Below are 22,098 nucleotides of genomic sequence, written 5' to 3' on the forward strand. Positions count from 1 at the left end.
TATTTATAAAATCACACTCAATAATTTATTTTCCCCAAATGAGGTGTTTCAGATGAAGGTAACAGATCTTTTAACAATGCCCGCTTTAACCGGCATGAATATAATTGCCGGAGAAACAGGGAACGAACGCAAAGTCCAGACAGTCAACATGATGGATGCTCCAGATATCATCAACTTTTTAAAACCAAATGAATTCCTTGTGACCACGGCTTATCACGTAAAGGATAACCCACGCCTTTTGTCATCACTCGTCGAAGCGATGGCAAACCAGGGTTGCGCAGCCCTCGGGATAAAGACAAGTAGATTTCTAAAAGAAATTCCTGAGGACGTACTGGTTCTTGCCAATGAATTATCCCTTCCAATCATTGATCTCCCGGCAGAAATGTCACTTGGGGAAATTATCAACCATACATTACGGGGGATTTTGGATCAACGGGCAGCGGAATTGACATTTGCAATGGAAACACATAAGCAATTCACAAACTTAATCATGCGGGGGAAAGGAATACAAAAGCTCCTTGATCATTTATCGGATATGATTGGATACCCCATCATATTAATTGACCAGTATCTTAATCCGATATTCCATCCAATTTCAACATCCAGAATTATTCCAATAATCAAAAAAATGAGTGATGAAGGATTCCGATTTCATAAAACCAAAACTTCATTCATTTCCTTTTCATCTCTATCCAATAAACGAACCTATACAATATTCCCCATCTATATGTATGAAGAAAAAATCGGCTATTTGACGATATCAGGAGAAATCAAGACTAGTGATAACCTCATAACACTGACGATAGAGCAGGCAACTAATGTCATTTCTTTTGCCTTGATGAAAGAGCATGCCCTTAAACAGCATGATCGAAATACCCGAAATGATTTCTTCCTTCATTTTCTTGATGGCAGTTTCTCCTCACAAGAGGAAATCATAAACCGGGCAAAAGAGTTTTCCTTACATAATGAACAAGCCTATATATGTGCAGTCGGAAAAATCGATGAATCCGAATTGGCCAAAAGTTACACACAGCTGCAACGTAGGGCTGATTCGATATACGAATTTTTAGAAGATGAGCTTCGCATATCACCTAATCCCATCCATCTCTTTACAAAAGGTAAGAAATGCATTCTTTTATACGAAGTGAGTGAAGTCTTTGCCGATGTTCTCCAAACTGTCGAAATCTCGCTTAAATCATTGCAGAAGATAATATCCAGCCAGTTCGACTGCACGATTTCTTTCGGAGTGAGCCTTATGAGCCCAAGTTTTTTACAAACAAAAAACTCTTACAAAGAAGCGAACGACTCCCTTCTGGAAGGAGGTCGTTCGAAAAGGACAGAATATATCCAAGCTTTCCAGACGAGGGATATTGTGGAATTACTGAGAATCATCCCCGAAGAAGACTTAAAGAACTTTTATCTTTTTGCACTACAGGGATTTTCAAAAATTTTCACCGAGGAGGAGCAACCCTTATTAGAGACATTATCCGTCTATCTCGAAACGCATTGCCAAATATCCGAAACTGCTAAAAGATTATTCGTTCACCGGAACACCGTTGTTTACAGACTCGAGAAATGTGAAGAGCTACTCGGCAAGAGCTTAAAAGATTCAGAGACCACACTCCAGATACGACTTGCCCTTCGCATTAAATCCTTACTCAATCTATAAAAACATCAGTCCCACCTCCCTTCACTTTATGTAAGTTGTCTATATCAACGGCCAAAAATTGTCTAATCTAACTAATTACAATTCTCTGATTTTTAATTTTGATAATATTAATCAGAACAAAACGGCGCGATATAATACGACAACACGTTAGGAAAGGAGTTTTTTTTATGAATGAAAGAATTAATAAGTCCAAGGCCTTCTTGGGACTTCAGCATGTTCTTACCATGTATGTTGATGCCATCCTGGAAGATGATTACCCTTAGTCACTAAATGCACTAAGCGAAAAGGAGTTCACGCTTTGGTGATACTTTTGAACATTCACCTTGGATTGCAGAAAAATCGGCTGCCAATAGGCCCTTTTCACCAATAATCAACCTGCATCGATGCATGGTGGACATTGTAAGCAATTCATCAAAAGAAGAAAAGTTAATGTTAATCAGGAAGCACCCGAATTTTGGGGACAAAGTTGAAATGAGTGATGATTCTAATAAGGAACAGCGCGGCGCGGATTAATAGGACTTATAAACAGCCGTATTTGATACCTTATTTGGACCTTCAGAAGAGTTCAGGAAAATTGAAAGGAAATATACCGAATTTAATATTTATCGGAAAGGCCTGTGACAAATTTAACCATTATTGTGGATTAGGATAAAAAACTCCCCTTAGGGAACCCATTAATACCAAAGTATAATCCTATCTTTCCTAATCCACGTTTGCTTTCCATCTCTTAACCTTACCATGTAATATGATCATTTCCGATACCAACAATTTACCCAACTTTATAACTGTTCCATTTTTTCCTTGCTTTCCGAATAAATACCTCTTTATCATTCCAACTAAAATCAATTTTGATTTCCCCCCTCTACTTAATGAAGTAAAGTAATTAAAAATAACCTCTTAAAACACATAACAAAACCCCACCTGTTCCCAATAGCAACTGGTGGGGTTTCTAACTGGCTTCTACATCTACATCAACCCGGAGGTCCATCTTGTGCAATCACGTCCTTTCATTTAAACGGCTAATTTACTGTATTCATCCAACTGATCTTTAGTTAAGTTTTTGATGAAGTGGTCGAAATTTATCGACTCTATTTCATACCTTTCACAAATCTTTAAATAACTTTCATAGGCTTTATCCTGAATATTCATCATCTTGACTCCTCCTCCTGTTATATAACAATAAATTTAACTTATTAATAATATATAACAACCGCAATTTCCCGTCAATGTATTTTTCTGAAAATTCGGTAATATTTTCATTCTTTTAGTATTTCCCATATTGTTCTTCGCTAACCATCCTATAAAGGAAAAGCCGCCTTAGCGACAGCCCCGATCAAAAGCTAATTCACACGTTATTTCTTTAAAGCAAGAAATAGAATGCTGTTACATTTACGGCCATTTGAACAGCGTAAAAAACCAACTCTCCATAAAGGAAAATTGGTTTTTTTCTTTTGAACTATAGATTATCTAAACAATGCAGTCGGTTTTGTAACTGCTGCAAGCACACCAGGTACACCTGTGTTTTCAGTTGTACCACTAATAACTCCACCTAAAATTTAGCGCGTCCAAGGGAGAACCCACAGGGGCAAAGGACGCCTTGGGGACCGCGGTAAGCGAGTGCCCGGAGTGTAAAATAACAAATTCGGCAAACTCAATCATTATCAAGTTTTGTCTACAGTCTGAGCAGGTAATCATACCTGCCGTTTTTAATGATTAACTAAACAGTGCTTTGCTTGTTCCCTTTTTTGAAGTGGATGGGGTTGGAAGTATTTCTTTTTGTAATATAGGTCCGTATGTATCGACACGTCGATCTCTAAAGAATTGCAGCATTTTTCTAGTCTCTTCTATTTCTTTTAAATCAATTTCTTGCACGATAATTCCTTCTTCCTCATCAAGTGAAGCTAAAATATTCCCGAATGTATCGCTAATGAATGAACCGCCGTAAAAATTCATATCCTTTTCCTGGCCCACTCGATTTGTCGCAGCAACAAATACACCATTAGAAATGCCGTGAGCAGAAATTGCCTTTTCCCAGGATGATCTTGTTGATATCTCGGGATGATCTGGTTCTGAACCAATAGCGGAAGGATAGAATAATATTTCTGCACCTTGTAAGCTCAAAATTCGAGCAACTTCTGGAAACCACTCGTCCCAACAAATCCCGACTCCTATTTTTCCATAAGCCGTTTCATAGACAGGATACCCTGTATTGCCTGGAACGAAATAATATTTTTCATGATACTGGGGACCATCCGGAATATGATTTTTTCTTGTAATCCCTAAACATTCTCCATCAGCATCAAATACAGCTGCACTATTAAAATAAATACCGGCACCTGCTCTTTCGTAAAAAGGTACAATCAAGACAATTGCTAATTCCTTTGCTAATTCACCCATTTCGGCTAATGTACCGCTATCTACATCTTCAGCTAAATCATAATTTTTCACACTGACCGTTTGCGGAAAATATTGCGAAGAAAATAATTCCTGTAGGCAAACGATTTGTGAACCTTTATTTACTGTTTCTTTTATTTTCTCTATCGTTTTTTGAATATTTTGCTCAATGGATTCTCCGCAACGAATTTGAATAAGGCCAACTTTTACTTTTGACATCTTCTCACTACCTCACTTTTATTATTTTTTATCTTATACAGTTTGAACGACCTGGTTTTCATATACGACCATTCCATCCATAATCGTCATCTTCACTTCTGTTTCAAGAATTTCCTCTGTTGATATGCTAAATAAATTTTTATTTAATACTGCGATATCCGCTATCTTCCCTGCTTCCAAAGTACCTAATTCTTTATCTCTGAGAGACCCGAATGCCGGTGTAGCCGTGTAATATTTTAACGCTTGAGCTAATGTTATTCCTTCCGACTCTTGCCACGCCTTCCCGGTTAAATCTTTTCTGGTGATTGCCTGATAAATACCCATCATGGGATTTAAGGGCACTACAGGAAAATCTGTACCAAAGGCAATTTTAGCACCAGTATCCACGAGTGTTTTGATAGGATAATAGAGTGGTTGTTGTTTTTCACTGATTCTGGCCGTATATGCCTCGCTTTCCATTAATTCAATATGTTTAGGTTGAAATGAGGCGATTACATTTAATTCCTTAAAGCGATGAACATCGTCTGGATGCAATACCTCCACATGTTCAATGACATGTCTGGCGTCCCTTTCTCCATTTACGTTTCTCGCTTCTTCAAATGCATCCAATGCTAAGCGGACTGCACCGTTACCAATTGCATGGAAACGAATTTGAAAATTTTCCTTATCTGCCTTTTTTACTAATTGTTTAATTGTTTCAGCTGGATAAGTTGTTCCGCCTTTTGTATCTGGACGGTCTTTGTAATGATCCAATAAAAAAGCAGTATGACTTGTCACAACACCATCTATAAATTGTTTTAATCCAGAAAAGGTGAGCTTGTCTGACTGATATTTTTTTTGTAATTCCTTTGCGACAGCTAAATCCATTTTTAACTCCGGCGAAAAGTGAATTCTGGTTGTAAGTAACCCTTCTCTCTCAAATTCCTTAAAAATTTCAAGATCGTCTAATGGATTTGGCGCAATTTTAGCTCCGTATAAATCATTAACGGACGTAATTCCCAATCTTTTTGTTTCATTAAGAAAACCTTGGAATAGTTTTACACGTTTATCTTTCGATAATTTGTAGGCATGTTCTGATGCATACCCAATTGCCTGTTCAAATAGAAGGCCTGTCAGTTCCCCATTTTCATCTTTTCCAATTTCTCCATATTCCGGATCTGGGGTATCCCTCGTTAATTGAATCATTTCCATTGCTTTACTATTGATCCATGCGTAATGCACTTCTGCATTGAATAATAAAACAGGGCGATCACTAATATATTTATCTAGTGTTGTTCTATGTGGCAGCACTTTGTTCTTCCAATTGGTATGATCCCAACCGACACCAAATATCCACTCATCATTTGATCTCGTTTCTGCAAATTCACCTACTATTTTGGCTGCATCTTCTTCTGAAACTGCATCAAATAATTTGGCACTGTCCTTCTGTAAAATGCTTCCCATCATAATGTGCATATGAAAATCATGAAATCCCGGAATAATTAGTCCGTCATCCATGTCATACACTTTTGTTTGATTTCCAAGGAATGACATTATATCTTCTTTAGAACCGATTTTAATAATTTTATTATCTTTAATAGCGATAGCTGCTTTTATTGGCTCATCTTGTAACCCAGTGAAAACATGTTGACCAGAAAGAATGATGTCTGCCTTTACCATTTTTGTCCTCCTCAATGAATATAGCTTTTATGCTTGAATTTCTTTTTCAATCGCACTATCAAAAGAAAGCTCTGGTGGCCGTTTACTAAACATTTTCGTATTAGAAAGGAGCATGATGAAACCAATTCCAAACCATCCCAGTCCGAGTAAAAGTGCCTTTGAATCAAGACTTGTCCATAACCAAATTGTGAAACCAGTACCAATCAGCGGCAATATTAGGTACTTTAGTGTGTTAATTCCGTTTCGCTGTTTTTCTTTAATAAAATAATGGGAAATAACCGAAAGATTAACAAACGTAAATGCCACGAGCGCTCCAAAGTTAATAAAGGATGATGCTGTCACTAAATCAATAAATAACGCAGATAAAGCAAAAATGCCCACTAAGATGATGTTGTGTGTTGGAGTTTGAAATTTTGGATGAATATGACCGAAAATTTCTCTTTGGAAGAACTCCATCTCTCCCCATCGCATACAAAAGTCGCGAAACACTTGCATGAGCTGATAAACCAGACGCCAGCCCCCCGGTAATATAACCTGCTAGAAAAATAGATTGAAATAAATTACCCCCGATGTACATAGCAATTTCCAAGGAGGCGGAATCTGCATCTTTAAAGGCTTGGAAATTTGGGTAAACAAGGTAACTGATGTATGAGATGGTGACAAACAGACCTCCCCCTATTAATGCGACGAGGAAAATAGCCTTTGGTATTACCTTTTTAGGATTAATGGTTTCCTCTGAAAATGTAGTAACAGCATCAAATCCTAAAAAGGATAAACATAAAATGGAAGATCCCGCTAATACTAAAGATAGTGGTATATCTCCATTCACAAATGGAGAACTCATGAATAATGTTCCTGAACCCATTCCGTTAAGCAACCCTTTAATTGACAGGAATGTAAATATAACTATTATTAAGAATTGACAGGCAACTAGTAAAAGATTTATTTTTGTTGCTATTTTCACTCCAATTATATTTACAGTGGTGATTAAAATTACAAAGCCAATTAACCAGACGGAAAAAGGAACGGATGGAAAATATGCGTTTAAGTAAATGGCGATCAGTAACCCATTGATCATTGGCAAAAATAAATAGTCCAATAGGATAACCCAGCCCACTAGGAATCCAAGGTGAGGATTAAAAGCCTTTTGAGTGAATGTATATGCAGAACCGGCAACAGGGTAGGCCTTAACCATTTGACCATAACTATAGGCTGTAAATAACATACCAACTAAAGCTATGATATAAGCAGCAGGCACCATCCCTTTCGTTATTTCCGCAACAACCCCATAAGTAGAAAACACTGTTGTAGGTGCCATATAAGCCAATCCAAATAGCACTAAAGGAAACACTGTTAACGAACGTCTTAATTTTGCATTCTCCATGTATCACTCCACCCTTATTCGTGATTAATTAACTTATATGCAAATACCGTACCAAGCAGAGATTAATTATTTAACGATTTAATTACCGATACATTCGAAATAATTACAATATACAGATTTTTTAATAGATTAATAGTTTTATGCAATATTGCACCAATTATTTAAGATTGCATAAATAGTCGTTAGCTATGAAGATGTCTCACCGTGTATTCTTGTTGATACGAATAAGGTTCGAAATAAGCTACGTGCTGTAATGGAGTCATCGATAAATTGTATCTGGTATGACACGCAAATCCCGCGATTGTTTAAGATGCGATTAATGCTTATTATTACTGTGTCATATAGTAAAAGCACTCAAAACTTATTTATTTATGAGTATAAGAAAAGGGACCACGAACATCCCTTCCCTTGAAACTACATTATTTGACATCAACTTGGTAACCCAGGTCTTTCTTGGAATCTTTTTGCCACTTCTTAATTAAAGGTATACGCATCCTTGGATATCAACCCATCTTTTTTATGATTGCCAAGTAACCGTTAAACCTTTTAATGTGCTTGACAATCCTTTTGTCTGCTTCCAGTTTTTCAAAGCGGACCACGGTATCCAAATGTGCCTGTAGTGAACGGGCAACACATGGTTGACAATTTCCCTTTCTTCTTCGAATTGCTCAGCAAGTTCTTATATAGGATGCATTAATAATTAGGATGGCGGAATACTTCCTTCCCCTCGAAAAAAGTCATCAAGACCTTCGCTTCACCAATTGACGTTACTGGGATCTGAAAGAGATTTTTGTCTAAAACGATCAAGTCCGCTTTCTTGCCCGCCTCTATAGAACCTCTTTCATCCTCTTGGAAAATCAAATGAGCTCCGTTGATTGTATAGCTAGTAATCATATCTTCGAGAGAAGCTTTTTCCTTAGGCCATAATACTTTCTTTAGATCGGTTTGATCGGTTTTGTCCCGATCCAATCTTGTTACCCCTACCTCTATTCCTGTAAAAGGCCGGAAGTCACTTAGAAATTCACTGGTGGAAGGAAAATCACTTGATGAAGCAACGGGTATTCCGGCTTCAAAATAGCTATTCATCCGATTAAGATTCTTTAACTCTTCAACTCTCACATCATCATACCAATCATTACCAAACCAGGCGGGCTGAGGAACAGGTATTACCCCTAAGTCCTTAAACCGGGAAACATCATCTTCCCGAACCCAGTCGAGATGGGTAATCACATGTCGGGAATCTCTTTTTCCATTTACTTTAGCTGCATATTCAAAAGCGTCCAAAGAATTACCACTGGGGTAAAATCCCTGATTGCCAATCGCATGGATATAGACGCGGAAACCCTCTTTATCTAAAGCAGCCACGGTCTCCTCTAAAATCTCTTGATCCCAAACCAGTTGATTGTCACCGACGCCGTCAGAAAATATTTTAATTGTATCTATTTTGTACAACTCTCCTTGATATTTATCACGCGCTTCTTTAAATCTCCCAATCTGCTCTGTCCCTTTGGTTTCATCAGCCCATAACCCTAAATCGTATCTTAAGGTCAATTTCCCTGCATTGTCCAGATCCTCAAATGCTTTAAGCAAATTTTGGTTATTAATTTCTACAAAAAACTAATTGTGGACTAACCCTATAGTCGCTTCTCTCTCCTTTTCAACGCAATGAATCATAACTTGAACAGTAGATATTAATTTTAAGATAAAAAAGTTACCAGCTTGGCAAAAAAATAAGTATAAGAATGTAATAGATTGGATAAACTAATAAAAAAGGAGTGGGAGATTATGGAGACTAAAATTAAAGAAGGAACAAAAGAAATGTGGAGCGAAATTAATGAATGTATAACTCGGAAAATTAATGAAAAACATGATTTATCTTTTCAAAAGAAGAGCAATGATAATTATATGAATCTATATATCCAAACAGCAGTATTACACACCTTATTTGAACTATCAGATGAGTTCAGGAAAATCGAACGAAAATATAACCGATTGTGATGCTGGAAAGGTCATGCACTAAAAAATTCAACTTAATGGTGGATTAGGATTACTCTTTAAGGGAGCCTTTTAATCCTAATCCACGTTTTTTCTTTCCAGCTTTATTACTTCATCATTACCGCTGCCGACAATTTGACTAACATCAACTGTACCATTTGTTTCCCTTCCCTATAAATCCTTCTTTTCATTCCAACTATAATCCATTTTTCAATCTTACATTAAAATAAAAGAAAAGATTATTCGTCAACCAAGACAGTATACTTAAGCTTAAAACACCTGACAAAACCCTACCTTTTCCTATTAACCACTGGTGGGGTTTCTACATCTACGGCAACCGGGAGGTCCCTCTTTTGCAATCATGCCGGAAAAAATGGGTTCAATGTGCAAAGTAGTTTTTTAATGGAAGATTTTCAAGGGAGTTACGCTGTGTCTAAAACTATTATTTGTTGTTTTATAAATCACTAAAATCTTGTATATTTAATATAACTTACTGATTATTGAATCGAATGATCAGTAACAGCTTGGAATAGCTTTATAATTAACTAAAATCATTGAATGTAAATATTTTTGAAAGAGAGCTGAAAGCCGATGTTGTGGTCACCGCTATTCGAAAATGATGTACCTGCAGTTATTCTTCCTTAACGGTAGAAAATTGCATCTCCGTTAAGGACTGGGAATATTTAGTTAAAACGGAGGGTACAAAATGAAAAACACTATATTAGGTTCTTTATATTTATCACTCGCTGCTAGCATTTGGGGCGGGATGTATGTTGTGGTAAAAGTTGTGGTAGACGTTGTTCCACCACTTGAATTAGTATTATTACGATATGTAATTGCGATTTTAGCATTGCTAACTATTGGTTTCATAACAAAACAATCTTGGCGGATTGAAAAACGGGACTGGCTTTTGGTTTTCATTATAGGACTTGTTGGAAACACAATATCTATCGTAACCCAGGAAGTCGGTACGCTACTATCTACTGCACAAATGGGAGCCATCATTACTTCAACAACACCTGCATTTATGGTGATATTTGCACGTATCGTTTTAAAAGAAAAGATTACTTTTAAAAAATCAATTTCTGTTATTTTAGCGACGATCGGTGTCGGTATCATTGTCGGAAATGCCCATATCGGCTCATCTCACCAACTTGGGGGCGTATCACTGCTTTTTGCTGCATTAACCTGGGCACTCATGTCTGTGCTAATTAAACGTGTACCTGGGCAATATTCACAAATCGTTATAACGACATATGCTGTGCTTGTGGCAATTGTCTTTTTAACACCTATTACGATTAGTCGATTAGATGAGCTTGATTTTCAAGCAATCATGCATCCATCCATATGGGGCGGCCTTTTATACTTGGGCGTTATTTCCACAGCATGTGCCTTTTTACTGTGGAATCGCGGACTGCAAATGCTTACCGCATCAAGTGGTGGATTATTTTTCTTTTTACAACCTATAGTGGGAACTTTTTTAGGTTGGTTAATACTAGGTGAACAAATCGGCTTGTCTTTTTGGATAGGTACAATATTAATTTTTATTGGTGTGTTATTAGTCATTCGGGAAGAATAACATCATTAAATAGTTGATTGGTGTTATATATTAAAATGTCCCCTATAGAGCAGTCACTTTAAAAAAGGCTGCCTATTGATATTATCCCCTTAAAGTAGACAGTGTAAAAAGTCCATGAAAAAACATGGATGTTACACTATTACTTGGAGGGGATTTTAATTATGGCTAAAAAAGGGGATAAATTTCAAACTTATTCAAAGAATTCAAGATTCAGGTTGTCCTAAATTATTAAATAATGAGGGTAGCCTAGTCTTTTTTTAAGCTATCTACTTGAAGGGGGTAAGTCCATACTGCTTGTAAAAGTTTAGGATATTGCTAATTGGCTTATATTCCCCTATTATTGTGATATTCTATAGATGGAGGTATTTTATGACAAAAAATACGTATGTTTTTAAAGTGTTTTTGGTTTTGGTGTTTCCCGTATTTACCTTTATTTATTTATGCGGCAGTTTCGGAATGATTCCTGCAGCTCTAGGGGGCTTGATTTTACTTATTGCCTTAAGCACTCTTTTATTTTCACGAAAATAAAACAACGGTAGTCATTTAAAAACAACCGTTGTTTCTTTTATATTTTATAGACTCCCTTCTTTAACGTCGGTGCCTTCGAAAGCCAATCCCAATTTCTTTCGGTACACATTACTTGATTTTTCGTAATCGGAAAAACATCTTCAGCATACTGGATCGCCGGCTCTAGAACTTCACTAGCATAAGTGTTCCACATTCTTTCAATATCTCACCACAACCTTCTACCATCCCAGGAACTGTAAGTGCTCTTCTTACCCCGCGAAAAGGGATCTTCTTTTCTCCTCTATATGCTCCAAGATTGACATTTCTTCAGAAGCGTCCGCTTCCATTATTAGTACGAGTTTTTCCGTCCTTCTTTTCATATATAAGCCAGAAAGTATCTCCACCAAGCCCGGTCATATGCGGATAAACTACATCCAAACATACACTCGCTGCCACTGCCGCATTATAAGTCCCCCCTTTTTAAGGAATTTTAATTCCTGCTATCGATGCAAGAGGGCTTTCCACCTTTCTTTTCGTCCCTATTATCGATTGGGTCATGCATTTACTCTTTTTATTTATTTTATATTTTGGAAAGTTTATGACAATTGTATTAATCTTGTTTCTTTTTAATACGTAATTCAAATTTTAGTTTCCAAGACAAAAAGTGCGTTTTTTTAAATTCATCAGCCTATTTTATTAAAAAAAGATAGTTATTTCGTTCGTTACGTAATTATTATTAAAATTTTTTATACATTTCGAAAGCACTTTTGTTATCATTAATTCATCATCCTGGAAATAAACCCTAAATTTTAAAACATGGAGGAATCGTTTTGAAAAATCCATATACGGAATTGACGATTGGGATGATGAGAACGGGGATATTAGGTTTCGGCGGCGGGCCGTCTGTCATCCCGCTCATCCGCCATGAAGCAGTTTCCCGTTATCACTGGCTCGACGATGATGAATTCGGGGACACTTTGGCGATTGCCAATACACTCCCAGGACCGATTGCCACTAAGATGGCAGCATATCTTGGTTATAAATTAAAAGGCTGGCCTGGAGCCATCGTCAGCGTGGCCGCTCACGTTTTACCTTCATGCATTGCGATGGTTTTCTTGATTGCATTCATTAATGTTTTAAGTAATTCGGCAATGATCAGTAATATGATCGCTGCTGTAATGCCGGTTGTTGCTGTCATGCTTGGTCAAATGGCTTATGAGTTTGGCGAAAAGGCGGTCAAAGGGTTAGGAAAGATGCTCGGAATCACCTTTTTTGCGATTTCCTTTTTGCTTCTGCAGGTCATTTCCCTGCATCCGGGTATCGTCATTATGATTTTCCTTTTATATGGGGCGTTCCATTTTAAATTAAAGGAAAGATTGAAAAATTAAAAGGTTAATAGGAAGGAGGAATCCGCTTAATGGGTCTTATTATCCCAATAGGAGTTGCTGTTTTTCTAGCTTTTTTCATTGCCAATATTCTTGGTTATGGCGGAGGTCCAGCCTCGATTCCGCTTATGTATGATCAAATCGTCACCCGTTATGGCTGGCTTGATAATGCCGAGTTCTCACAAATGCTTGCGTTAGGAAATTCACTCCCAGGACCGATCGCCACGAAAATAGCCGCATATGTCGGATATGATGTATATGGCTGGCCAGGATTTCTAGTCGCATTGGCAGGCACAATCATCCCTTCAGCTGTGGCTTTGATATATTTATTAAAAATCCTGCGAAAATACAAGCAATCGCCTATCGTAAAAGGCATGTCCCTGCTTGTACAGCCCGTGATCGCGATCATGATGTTATTGCTCACCTGGAATATGGCCGAGCATGCCGTAGGTTCCATCGGCTACATCCATTCAATCGTCATCGCTGGATTGGCCTTTTTGGCCCTAGGTAAATTCAAGATCCACCCCGCCTTCGTAATCATACTTGCCTTTGCCTACGGCGGCTTTATCATCCCGCTCACATAATAAAAAATCCACCTATATAGGGGGATTTTTTCATTTAAAGCTTCATGCCCATCCGGCTTTTATAACGTTTAATGAGAATTTGGCAATCAACGCTGACAACACCGACGACCGCATACAGCTTCTGATTGAGAAAACGTTCCATCTCCTGGTTATCAGTAAAGATTCCGTGCATATGGAGTTTACTCGGACCGGTCATATGATATAAACTCGTTACAGCCGGTTCACTTTCTAATTGCTGTGCGACTGATTCCAGATATTTAGGTTCAACCTCAACGTTAAAGAATGCCGAAACATGGATGCCGACCTTAGCTGGATTTATGACCGCAGTGAACCTCTCAATCACATCGTTTTCAACAAGATGATTGATTCTCATTTGAACCGCAACCCTGGAGAGCTCCACTTTCTTCGCTAAGTCGGTATACGAAATTCGCGCATCTTCATGTAAAACCGATATGATTTTCTTATCGATCTCATCAACTTTCAAGCTGGGAATCTTAAAGTCCTCTGCCATCCTACGTAGCTCCTTTTCGATTTCTTTATTCCATTATCGCAGAGAATACCAGCGGGTCACAACAATCTTCCTTTTTACTTTCAAAATTAAGCTCCATTATAAAAACGGCGGATTTTACGAATGATCAATAGCCAAATATATAAAAACTGATACGTGTAATGGCAAGCTAATTTTGGCAGCCCCTTTTCAATAGGCTCCCTCCAACTCATCCGCTTGAACAAGGAAAGGAACATCCACAAAGTTATCTCCTGTCATATAGCCATTTCCGTTAAAGGAGTGCTCAGGAAATGTCTCATTCCCATCCTTATCATAAAAATTTATAGCCAACTGTATCAGTTTGTTAAATTCAGGAAAGTCACTCTGCCGATCTTCTACCTGAAGTTTTACATACTGATCCATAAGCTCCCTCCAATTGTCAGGATATCTCCCGACTCCGTACGTTTTTCCATTAAGCACAATGCTGTGCATCATTTCTATTCCAGGTTGATAGGTAGCTATGCCATCCGATACCATAAAACCTCTATCTTTTCTCATAAAAACCCTGATTTCGGAAATGTCATCTTTCGGATCCATATTCCACATGATCAAAGATTTTTCTTCTCCATTCCAAACCTGTGGCTGACCGCTATTTTCCACAGAAGCCACTCTCCATTTATTGCCCTTCCAGACCCAAAAGCTCATCCCATACCCATTATCTACGTTAATAAAGGGGACAAACACATGTGTATTGTCCAAAAATATTTGATCTTGTATGACCCTAGGCTGAGCCTCAGAGAAGGTTGATTTTATTCGTTCGATGACTTGTCTGTCCGATATGAAGGGTTCCGGCTCTTTTGGAAATCGAACAAATAAAAGGATACCTCCAATCGATATAACAGCTGTAATGAAAACAATCATTTTTATTTTTTTAGTCATCCTTCTATCGCACCTCCAGTCAAAATGGATTCCTCTAGCCTGTAGTAAACCTGATGCCCTTTATTAGGTGTAATCAGTAGACCCTTTCCATCTTCTTAAATGAAAATGATTGTTTCAAGACCTCTTCCTTTTTTAGGAACGGTACCTGTCAAAATATAAGGGAACATTTCTTTGTACCCGCTATCTTCATTGATTCCGTAATACCAAGATTCACTCTCGATCTTTTTTTGTTTCATCTTGTTCATTTGTCTTTCCAGCTCTTCTTTATTCAAAATGATTTCTTTGGAGTTCGGATGCGTCGCCATCAGCGAAGCCCTTTTAATGTCCATCATATATGTAGATATGTCAGCCTTAGGATACATCATTTCATCCAGCGGTATGGCTAAAAGTGAAGCACCCAAAAAGATGAAATTCCATAGGAATCCGAGCCAGGCAAATCGACGGAATCTCTGCCACCGCCCTTCATTTCCTTTCCTTCTCAATAACCATGATAAGAGAGCAACTCCTATAGGGATAATGGGTACACTAACCACCTCATCTGATAGATTAATAGTAAAACTAAAAGTGATCATTCCTAGTACAAACACAACGAGAGCCTTCCATGCCTTAGGAGGACTTTCTTGTTTTTTATAAATAATGGCAAATGCTATACCAATCAGCATGCAACTGATTGCAATAAGGATTAAAGAGGGTGCATGCATATATTTTTCTGCGTCAAATATTCCATTCATTCTATCTAATACTCTCCTTTTAATCGACTTCCTTCATAAGAACCCCTAACTATACCATATATCCCTTTTTTTGTAACCGAAGGACAATAAAGTATGACTGCAATCCCCCTCCTCATCAATTTAAGGCGGGGATTTTACAGCCCGTTTAATGCGAGATAAAAGTTTATGAATATCAATGTACCCATCATCAATCCTTTGTTTGAAAGGTCTTCGTGATATTTTTGTATTCCTCATCATTGAGAATGCCCATTTTTTTGAATATTGCGGAATAAGCCATTATTTTTTTTTGTGTACGGTTTGTACAACTCATATGAATCAGCTCCTTTTTTTACATAGTATTCAATCGCAACAAAATGTTTCCTACATGCAAAATATTTTGTGTAGACTAAAATAAAAAAACTGCCGATTTTTATCGGCAGTAATACGTGATTAAAATAAGGTTCGCCGCGTTCTTTTAAATTTGATTCAAACCTGTTCCGCGGTAACCTTGAACCTGAAAAAGCTGTCAAACTTCTGCTAAAATTCGGCTTTCGAATTCCCCTTGCTGTAGAAGGTTTCTCACCGATTCCAAAAATAATGAATGATAGCATGGAAGATAATGGTCCGTCACTATCCAAAGTGTTATATATTCCCCAGTAGATTTTGCACAAAAAAATTCATCGTTTGTTATTTGTAGGGATGCCAAAATACAAACTGATTCCCATGTCCATATATCAAAACAAAAAAATGGCGGTTCGGGTCCATTAAAGTCCTTCTTGCAACCTGTCATCATTCGGATTATCGTTGTTTAAGAGGATGCGAAGAAATTGAAAAAAACTGCATACTTTCTTCATACTTTTTTGCTAAACTTACTCCATCAAATAAGAAGGTGAATATTTTGAAAATCTCCTTTAAGTTGGGACTATGTATTTTTGTTTGCATTTTTTTGATGGAAACCGTTTCCATGATTTACTTACATAATAAAGTGATCCATTCCCGTATCAATCAAGAATTGGAATCACTGAAGGCCCGTGGCAATAGTCATCGTGATGTGTTGGAAATCACTTATTCAAACTCAACCCTTCAGCATATCGCCCTGATGGAATCACATACAGATACAGATGTCGTGATAATGAATACAAGAGGAGATATTCTGATATCTTCCGAAAAGGTAAATGGGGGAATGAAAAAAATCTTAGAAAAAAACCTTCCCCAAGTACCACGAAAGGGTCTCGTCATCCAATCAAGTTGGAAGGATGAAAGGTATATAGCCACCGTTACGCCATTTATCAGTGATAAAAAAAATGAAGGCTATATCTATATGTTCAAAGATACGAGGGATGTTGAAGATTTAATCGCTCAATTGAATAGACATTTCCTCTTTGCAATTGTTTTGCTCCTTTTCTTCATGATTATCACCATTTATTTTCTTTCAAAAGCTTTGACTAGACCGCTTATTGCGATGAAAGAATCGACCACCAAACTCAGTAAAGGGAATTTTTCAGTGGCTGTACCAGTACGATCTCATGATGAACTTGGGGAACTTGCCCAATCCATTCAAAGCTTGGCTAATGAATTGAACTATTTAAAGAAGGAACGCAATGAATTTTTGGCAAGTATCTCTCATGAACTGCGAACGCCGCTAACTTATATAAAGGGCTACGCTGATATTGCCCGCCGAAAAGAATTGGATGCATCCGAAAGATCACGATACTTAGAGATCATCCATGATGAATCCCAACGATTAAACAGATTATTGGACGAACTATTCAATTTGGCTAGAATGGATGTAAATACATTTACGATTTCAAAAGAAACCGTACAGCTCTCTACATTCCTGCAAACCATTCATGAAAAAGTGTTACCAGCTTTTACAAATAAAAAAATTCAATTGCACCTGGTATGCAAGGATCATTTATTTTTAGATATTGATCCCTCAAGGTTTGAGCAAGTCATTCTTAACCTGCTGGATAATGCACTGAAGTACTCGAACGAATATACAGTCACTACCATCAAAGCCACTGAATCGCTTAGCAGTATTTCCATCTCTATAATCGATCAAGGGGTTGGCATTCCAAGTGAAGATATACCCCATATCTTTGACCGATTATATCGTGTCGAGAAATCACGCGCTAGAGATACCGGTGGATTCGGATTGGGGCTCTCCATCGTCAAGCAATTAGTGGAAGTTCAAGGTGGAACCATTTCAGTTAAAAGCAATTTGGAGCAAGGAACGTGCTTCATTATCACATTTAAGGAGATAAAATATGAAGACAGTGGTTCTGGTCGATGATGAACAGAGAATGCTTGATCTTATAGAGCTATACCTTATACCTCACGGATATACTTGCATTAAGATGAAATCTGGACATGAAGCCTTACTGTTCTTAGAGCATGAACATGCTGACATTGTCATTCTTGATGTAATGATGCCTGAGATGGATGGATGGGAAACATGTGAAGGGATCCGGGTGTTTTCCAATATTCCCATAATCATGCTCACCGCCCGGGATGCTGCAGAAGAAATGGTGAAAGGGTTGAAAAAGGGTGCGGACGATTATGTAACGAAACCCTTTAATGAAGATGTTTTACTTGCCAGAATTGAAGCTGTTACACGAAGAGTACATAATCACCAAGGTGTGTTCTTTAAGGGGATACATTTAAATGAATCCGCTTATGAAGCGCATTATGATTCCAAAACCATCCCATTAACGCCAAAAGAGTTTTCCATGTTGTGCTTGTTTTTAAAATCCCCTGACCAAGTGTATTCCAGGGATCACCTACTTTCGACCATATGGGGATTTAAAACGGATACGGAAGATCGGACAATCGATTCCCATATTCGCAATATTAGAGAGAAATTGCGCCATGCAGGTTTTCCGGTAGACCAACATTTGAAAACGGTCTGGGGCATCGGATATAAATGGAGTTCTGTGGATTGATATGGATTTCATTTCTGATGCATTAGCAACCAGCGGACCCTTTTTCATTGCTGTAAGTTTAGTATTGAACATATTGATTAGCGTTCTTGGTTTTATTCCAAGCGTATTCATCACGGCTGCCAATATCACCGCATTTGGATTTGAAAAGGGATTGATCCTTTCTTACATGGGAGAAATTTCCGGAGCAGTAATCAGCTTTTGGTTATATCGAAAGGGCTTTCAAACTTTCAAACCCAAATTCATGAAGAACCGGTGGGTCATGCAGCTGCAAAAGTCACAAGGCTACCATGCATTTTGGATGATTCTGATGCTTAGAATCCTACCTTTTATACCATCCGGCGTAATCAACCTTACAGCAGCATTAAGCGAGACGGGCGTGATGATTTTCTTCCTCGCCACATCCATCGGAAAACTGCCTGCCCTCCTTGTCGAGGCGTACTCGGTGACACAAGCAATGAAGGCTTCAAACGATGTAAAGATTGTTCTAGTATTATTGATTTTGATCATCGCACTCTTGTATTACTTTAAAAGGGGTAAGAAAAAAGAAATGTAATGAAATAGTAGGAGACCATGTAAAAAGAAGACTATTTTATATTTTCATTAAAATAAATAATGTTAAACATTATATAAGGATAGATAAAAATTGAACCTAATCAGCTTTATCTATCCTTATTTGTAGTATTACAACATTATGATTTGACACGGATAAATCAATAATTTCGTTATTCAAGAAATGCGCCCGGCTTTCAGCTTATAAATATAAATTAAAGAATTGCTACTTTATTTAACGATCAATCAAACGGTAAAATTTACCTTATATACAATTCTGTACAAAATCTAGTAAATGCAATCAATGTTCTTAAAACCTCTTTACCGCTTTACATTTTTACTTTCTTATTGTTTTCTAGAGGCACAGGATCAATACTCTGATCATTAGCTGTCAAATCGATTCCGTAGTCCTTTGCGAATACCATGTGCGTTTCTACTAGAACCTCAGCTGTATTTTCATCTAAATTAAATACTCTGGCGCCGCGCAGTCTGTTCCTTTCAGCTCCCGGCAGACCATAAGCGCCGAACCCGGTACTGCCCGCATAACCAAGCAGGATTCCGTAATAATTACCTACATAAGTGTTTATATGATCATGACCGCAAAAAACGCCCTTGACATCGCCTCTATCCAGCATCGCTGAAAACAGCCCCCCATTAATTGGTCCCATACACTCTTCTTCATTTCTTTCTCCTACTATATTATGCTTTTTAACGGCTACCTCATGATTGGAGTCAGCTCTTTGATCTACGCTCGCATACCACATAAATCTGTGTTCCCACAGAGGAATATGGATGAAAGCGAGTGAAGGAATTTTTCTCTTCCATTTTCCCTCTAATTTTTTTGACGTCTCATAATACCAGTTCACCTGATTAAAACGAAGCCAGTCCCAAGTCGGATATCCTTGGAAATCTTGACCTGCAATGGTTTTTGGCGCATATCTTCCACTGTCAAGAAGCCAGAGGTTGAAAGCTGCCTTTTTTCCTTTTGAATCCTTTATAAGTAAATTCATGTTACCTGTCCCAGTAATACCTTCGACGGTAGGCTTGTTCATATTGCATTTATAAGAAAGATAGATTTTAAGCATGTCTTCCTCATTAAGACCGCCCTTCGGGGTAGAATCTTCATCATGATTTCCAAAGGTAATGGCCCACTTGATTCCTCTTTGTTCCATAGGGTGTGCGACATTGTTAATGGCTTGCTTCATCTCCATAGATGTATCGCATCCACCCGTAATAATGTCTCCATTAATCACAACAAAATCAGGTTTTTCTGTATCAAGCACTTTCTCCATAAGCTGTAATGTTCTACGATCAATACGTTCATCATCTTGTGTATCATTAAATTGAACGATTTTTAATTTTCCATTACGATTAAATTGAAGAGCCATGCCATCTTTTTCTTCTGCCAGTGCTACAGTGCTAAATAAATCATCTGAAAGTCCAGAGAATCCAAGTGTTAAGGCAAGTGTACTCATTCCTCCTATCTTGATAAAATTCCGTCTATCCAACCCTTCATGCGGTTCTTGATTATTCATTAATAAAACTCCCATTCTCTTACTAGTAACTGTTTTATAGGGTATCGATACGATGGTGAGCAAATTAACTATGTAGTTCCAATTCAAAAAACCATTATGGTAAACAAAAAATTGGATTTGTATATATATGATTTCAAACTTACATTTTTCAAAAATCACCCTATAAAGGTCAGTTCTTACTTCATAATAAGATGAAATTATTAGTGGGGTATTAATGTTATATGAAAGATAAGTAAAAAAACAATAGAGGAAGGAATGTGTAAGATATCAAAAAATCCTTACTGATTCATCGGGGATATATGGTATTAGAGGGTTGTCTCCGCTATGGATGGATCGATGTGCTTTCCCTTTTGTCGTGTATGCCAGTCTGACTATCTCTTTTCAGCTATTGAATCGATGCAGGGTAAATTGGTTCATTTCCTTGAATCTTATACCGAATATAATGAGAAAATGCCTATACTATCTTCCTGTTTTCTGGAAAAAAGAATGAATATATTGTGTTTTAATGGGGAATTCCTTTATAATGCGCATTAGATGATTTTTTTAGCACTGAATACGAGAGGAGACTGAATATGAAGAAACTATTGTACCCAATCGTTATTGGATTATTGGCAGTTGTTCTAACAGCTTGTGGTTCGAACGATGAAGCTGATAAAAAAAGTGGCGGGAAAGAGACTAAAACAACTGAGGAACAGCAAAACAAGAATGAGAAAGAAACGGCTAAAGCAACTGAGGAACAGCAAAAAAAGATGGAAGAAATGCAGAAGGAACTAGACAAGCAAAAGGTGGATGAAAAGAAAACCGTGGCCATCGTCAATGACGAAAAAATTTCAGGTGCGGAATATAATACCGTTTTGTCCACGACACAAATGCAGATGCAGCAATTCGGACAAGACCCAACATCAAAAGAGGGAGCCAAACAAATTAAAAAGCAAACGCTCGACTCTTTAGTAGGGCAAACATTGCTTCTTCAGGCTGCTGATAAAAAGGGCTATACAGCTTCCAAGGCTGAAATCGAAAAGCAACTTGCCCAAATCAAAGACCAATATGGAAATGAAGAGAAATTCAAGGAAGCGATGAAAAAGGCAGGCCTGAATTCAAAAATGTTGAATGCTCAGATCGCAGAGAATATTCCATATACGAAGTATGTTGAAAAAGAGATTAAAGTGGATGAACCAACTGACGAAGAAATTGAAAAGTCCTACGACCAGTATGCGAAGCAAGCTAAGGCAAGCGGGCAGAAGGTACAGAAACTTGAAGAAATGAAGCCGCAAATCAAGGAACAGCTAAAGCAGCAAAAGAAACAAGAAATGCTTGTGAAACGTGTGGAAGAACTTAAGAAAAATGCTAAGGTCGATATTAAGATTTAATGACTAAAAGAGCTGCCAAATTAAACTGCACCCCAATTGTTAGACAGCATTAACAATTGAGGTGCAGTTTTTTTTGATTAATGGACATCCTAATAACAAAACTGCAACAAAGTCCCCTATTCTGACAAATTGACTCAAATCCTTTTGAAGAAAAGTGCTGATGAAATGAATCAAGCAATTTATACTTTTTT

19 protein-coding genes and 3 pseudogenes are annotated in these 22,098 nt (G+C 37.6%); 11 read left to right on the forward strand and 11 right to left on the reverse strand.

The genetic code is table 11. From position 1 onward, the window contains the following. Positions 1 to 52: 52 nt before the first annotated feature. Positions 53 to 1,669, forward strand: coding sequence for a PucR family transcriptional regulator (locus tag AC1DVK_RS17045; protein WP_061461898.1), 1,617 nt, complete (start codon positions 53 to 55; stop codon positions 1,667 to 1,669). Between the two features lie 303 nt (positions 1,670 to 1,972). Further along, positions 1,973 to 2,182: pseudogene (locus AC1DVK_RS17050) on the forward strand (2-oxo-4-hydroxy-4-carboxy-5-ureidoimidazoline decarboxylase); the annotation flags it as partial. A 498-nt stretch (positions 2,183 to 2,680) separates the two neighbouring features. Here the strand turns inward: AC1DVK_RS17050 and AC1DVK_RS17055 are convergent. The 6 genes and pseudogenes from AC1DVK_RS17055 to AC1DVK_RS17080 form a co-directional block, all read right to left on the reverse strand. Then, positions 2,681 to 2,821, reverse strand: a complete 141-nt coding sequence (locus AC1DVK_RS17055; protein ID WP_155727232.1) for a hypothetical protein — start codon at positions 2,819 to 2,821, stop codon at positions 2,681 to 2,683. Between the two features lie 561 nt (positions 2,822 to 3,382). Further along, the gene (locus AC1DVK_RS17060; RefSeq protein ID WP_477626959.1) at positions 3,383 to 4,282 is read right to left on the reverse strand and encodes a carbon-nitrogen hydrolase; all 900 of its coding nucleotides are present in this window, start codon (positions 4,280 to 4,282) and stop codon (positions 3,383 to 3,385) included. Positions 4,283 to 4,315: 33 nt separating this feature from the next. Next, positions 4,316 to 5,941 carry an amidohydrolase gene (locus tag AC1DVK_RS17065; protein ID WP_477626960.1) on the reverse strand — a complete coding sequence of 542 codons (1,626 nt, stop codon included), beginning with the start codon at positions 5,939 to 5,941 and terminating at the stop codon, positions 4,316 to 4,318. A 27-nt stretch (positions 5,942 to 5,968) separates the two neighbouring features. After that, positions 5,969 to 7,325, reverse strand: a pseudogene (locus tag AC1DVK_RS17070) (APC family permease). A 503-nt stretch (positions 7,326 to 7,828) separates the two neighbouring features. Then, on the reverse strand, positions 7,829 to 7,990 hold the full coding sequence (locus AC1DVK_RS17075; RefSeq protein ID WP_477626974.1) for an FIMAH domain-containing protein: 162 nt from the start codon (positions 7,988 to 7,990) through the stop codon (positions 7,829 to 7,831). 28 nt (positions 7,991 to 8,018) lie between these two features. Then, positions 8,019 to 8,915, reverse strand: coding sequence for an amidohydrolase (locus tag AC1DVK_RS17080; protein ID WP_477626961.1), 897 nt, complete (start codon positions 8,913 to 8,915; stop codon positions 8,019 to 8,021). Positions 8,916 to 9,110: 195 nt separating this feature from the next. Between AC1DVK_RS17080 and AC1DVK_RS17085 the strand changes: the two genes are divergently transcribed. The 3 genes from AC1DVK_RS17085 to AC1DVK_RS17095 all read left to right on the forward strand — a co-directional run bounded on the left by AC1DVK_RS17085 (position 9,111) and on the right by AC1DVK_RS17095 (position 11,427). Continuing rightward, positions 9,111 to 9,323, forward strand: coding sequence for a hypothetical protein (locus AC1DVK_RS17085; RefSeq protein ID WP_061461893.1), 213 nt, complete (start codon positions 9,111 to 9,113; stop codon positions 9,321 to 9,323). A 703-nt stretch (positions 9,324 to 10,026) separates the two neighbouring features. Further along, a complete protein-coding gene (locus AC1DVK_RS17090; RefSeq protein ID WP_410862759.1) occupies positions 10,027 to 10,899 on the forward strand; it encodes a DMT family transporter in 873 nt (290 codons plus the stop codon). Positions 10,900 to 11,268: 369 nt separating this feature from the next. Further along, entirely contained in the window at positions 11,269 to 11,427 is a 159-nt protein-coding gene (locus tag AC1DVK_RS17095; protein WP_155727230.1) for a hypothetical protein, read from the forward strand. Positions 11,428 to 11,733: 306 nt separating this feature from the next. Here the strand turns inward: AC1DVK_RS17095 and AC1DVK_RS17100 are convergent. Then, positions 11,734 to 11,865, reverse strand: a pseudogene (locus AC1DVK_RS17100) (gamma-glutamyltransferase); the annotation flags it as partial. Positions 11,866 to 12,236: 371 nt separating this feature from the next. On the opposite strand from AC1DVK_RS17100, the gene AC1DVK_RS17105 reads away from it, so the two are divergent. Then, the gene (locus AC1DVK_RS17105) at positions 12,237 to 12,794 is read left to right on the forward strand and encodes a chromate transporter (RefSeq protein ID WP_089364465.1); all 558 of its coding nucleotides are present in this window, start codon (positions 12,237 to 12,239) and stop codon (positions 12,792 to 12,794) included. A 29-nt stretch (positions 12,795 to 12,823) separates the two neighbouring features. After that, positions 12,824 to 13,375: a chromate transporter gene (locus AC1DVK_RS17110; RefSeq protein WP_061461889.1), complete on the forward strand. Its 552-nt coding sequence runs from the start codon at positions 12,824 to 12,826 to the stop codon at positions 13,373 to 13,375. 34 nt (positions 13,376 to 13,409) lie between these two features. Here the strand turns inward: AC1DVK_RS17110 and AC1DVK_RS17115 are convergent, their stop codons facing one another. From AC1DVK_RS17115 to AC1DVK_RS17125, 3 genes are all read right to left on the reverse strand, one after another. Further along, positions 13,410 to 13,886: an Lrp/AsnC family transcriptional regulator gene (locus AC1DVK_RS17115; protein WP_089364467.1), complete on the reverse strand. Its 477-nt coding sequence runs from the start codon at positions 13,884 to 13,886 to the stop codon at positions 13,410 to 13,412. 186 nt (positions 13,887 to 14,072) lie between these two features. Then, the gene (locus AC1DVK_RS17120) at positions 14,073 to 14,801 is read right to left on the reverse strand and encodes a hypothetical protein (RefSeq protein WP_477626962.1); all 729 of its coding nucleotides are present in this window, start codon (positions 14,799 to 14,801) and stop codon (positions 14,073 to 14,075) included. 95 nt (positions 14,802 to 14,896) lie between these two features. Continuing rightward, positions 14,897 to 15,532: a hypothetical protein gene (locus tag AC1DVK_RS17125; RefSeq protein WP_477626963.1), complete on the reverse strand. Its 636-nt coding sequence runs from the start codon at positions 15,530 to 15,532 to the stop codon at positions 14,897 to 14,899. A 943-nt stretch (positions 15,533 to 16,475) separates the two neighbouring features. On the opposite strand from AC1DVK_RS17125, the gene AC1DVK_RS17130 reads away from it, so the two are divergent. Genes AC1DVK_RS17130 through AC1DVK_RS17140 form a run of 3 tightly spaced genes read left to right on the forward strand, consistent with a single transcriptional unit; the run spans position 16,476 to position 19,006 of the window. Further along, complete coding sequence (locus AC1DVK_RS17130; protein ID WP_477626964.1) at positions 16,476 to 17,804, forward strand: sensor histidine kinase; 1,329 nt, start codon at positions 16,476 to 16,478, stop codon at positions 17,802 to 17,804. Then, entirely contained in the window at positions 17,779 to 18,453 is a 675-nt protein-coding gene (locus AC1DVK_RS17135) for a response regulator transcription factor (protein WP_410862767.1), read from the forward strand. The genes AC1DVK_RS17130 and AC1DVK_RS17135 overlap by 26 nt, the downstream gene beginning before the upstream one ends. A gap of 1 nt (position 18,454) precedes the next feature. Continuing rightward, positions 18,455 to 19,006: a TVP38/TMEM64 family protein gene (locus AC1DVK_RS17140; RefSeq protein ID WP_477626965.1), complete on the forward strand. Its 552-nt coding sequence runs from the start codon at positions 18,455 to 18,457 to the stop codon at positions 19,004 to 19,006. Between the two features lie 325 nt (positions 19,007 to 19,331). Here AC1DVK_RS17140 and AC1DVK_RS17145 read toward each other — a convergent pair whose 3' ends face one another. Next, the gene (locus tag AC1DVK_RS17145; protein ID WP_477626966.1) at positions 19,332 to 20,537 is read right to left on the reverse strand and encodes a metallophosphoesterase family protein; all 1,206 of its coding nucleotides are present in this window, start codon (positions 20,535 to 20,537) and stop codon (positions 19,332 to 19,334) included. A 572-nt stretch (positions 20,538 to 21,109) separates the two neighbouring features. Here AC1DVK_RS17145 and AC1DVK_RS17150 point away from each other — a divergent pair. Then, entirely contained in the window at positions 21,110 to 21,907 is a 798-nt protein-coding gene (locus AC1DVK_RS17150) for a SurA N-terminal domain-containing protein (protein ID WP_089364474.1), read from the forward strand. The last annotated feature ends 191 nt before the right edge of the window (positions 21,908 to 22,098 follow it).

The organism is Peribacillus sp. P4_B1 (assembly GCF_056402395.1).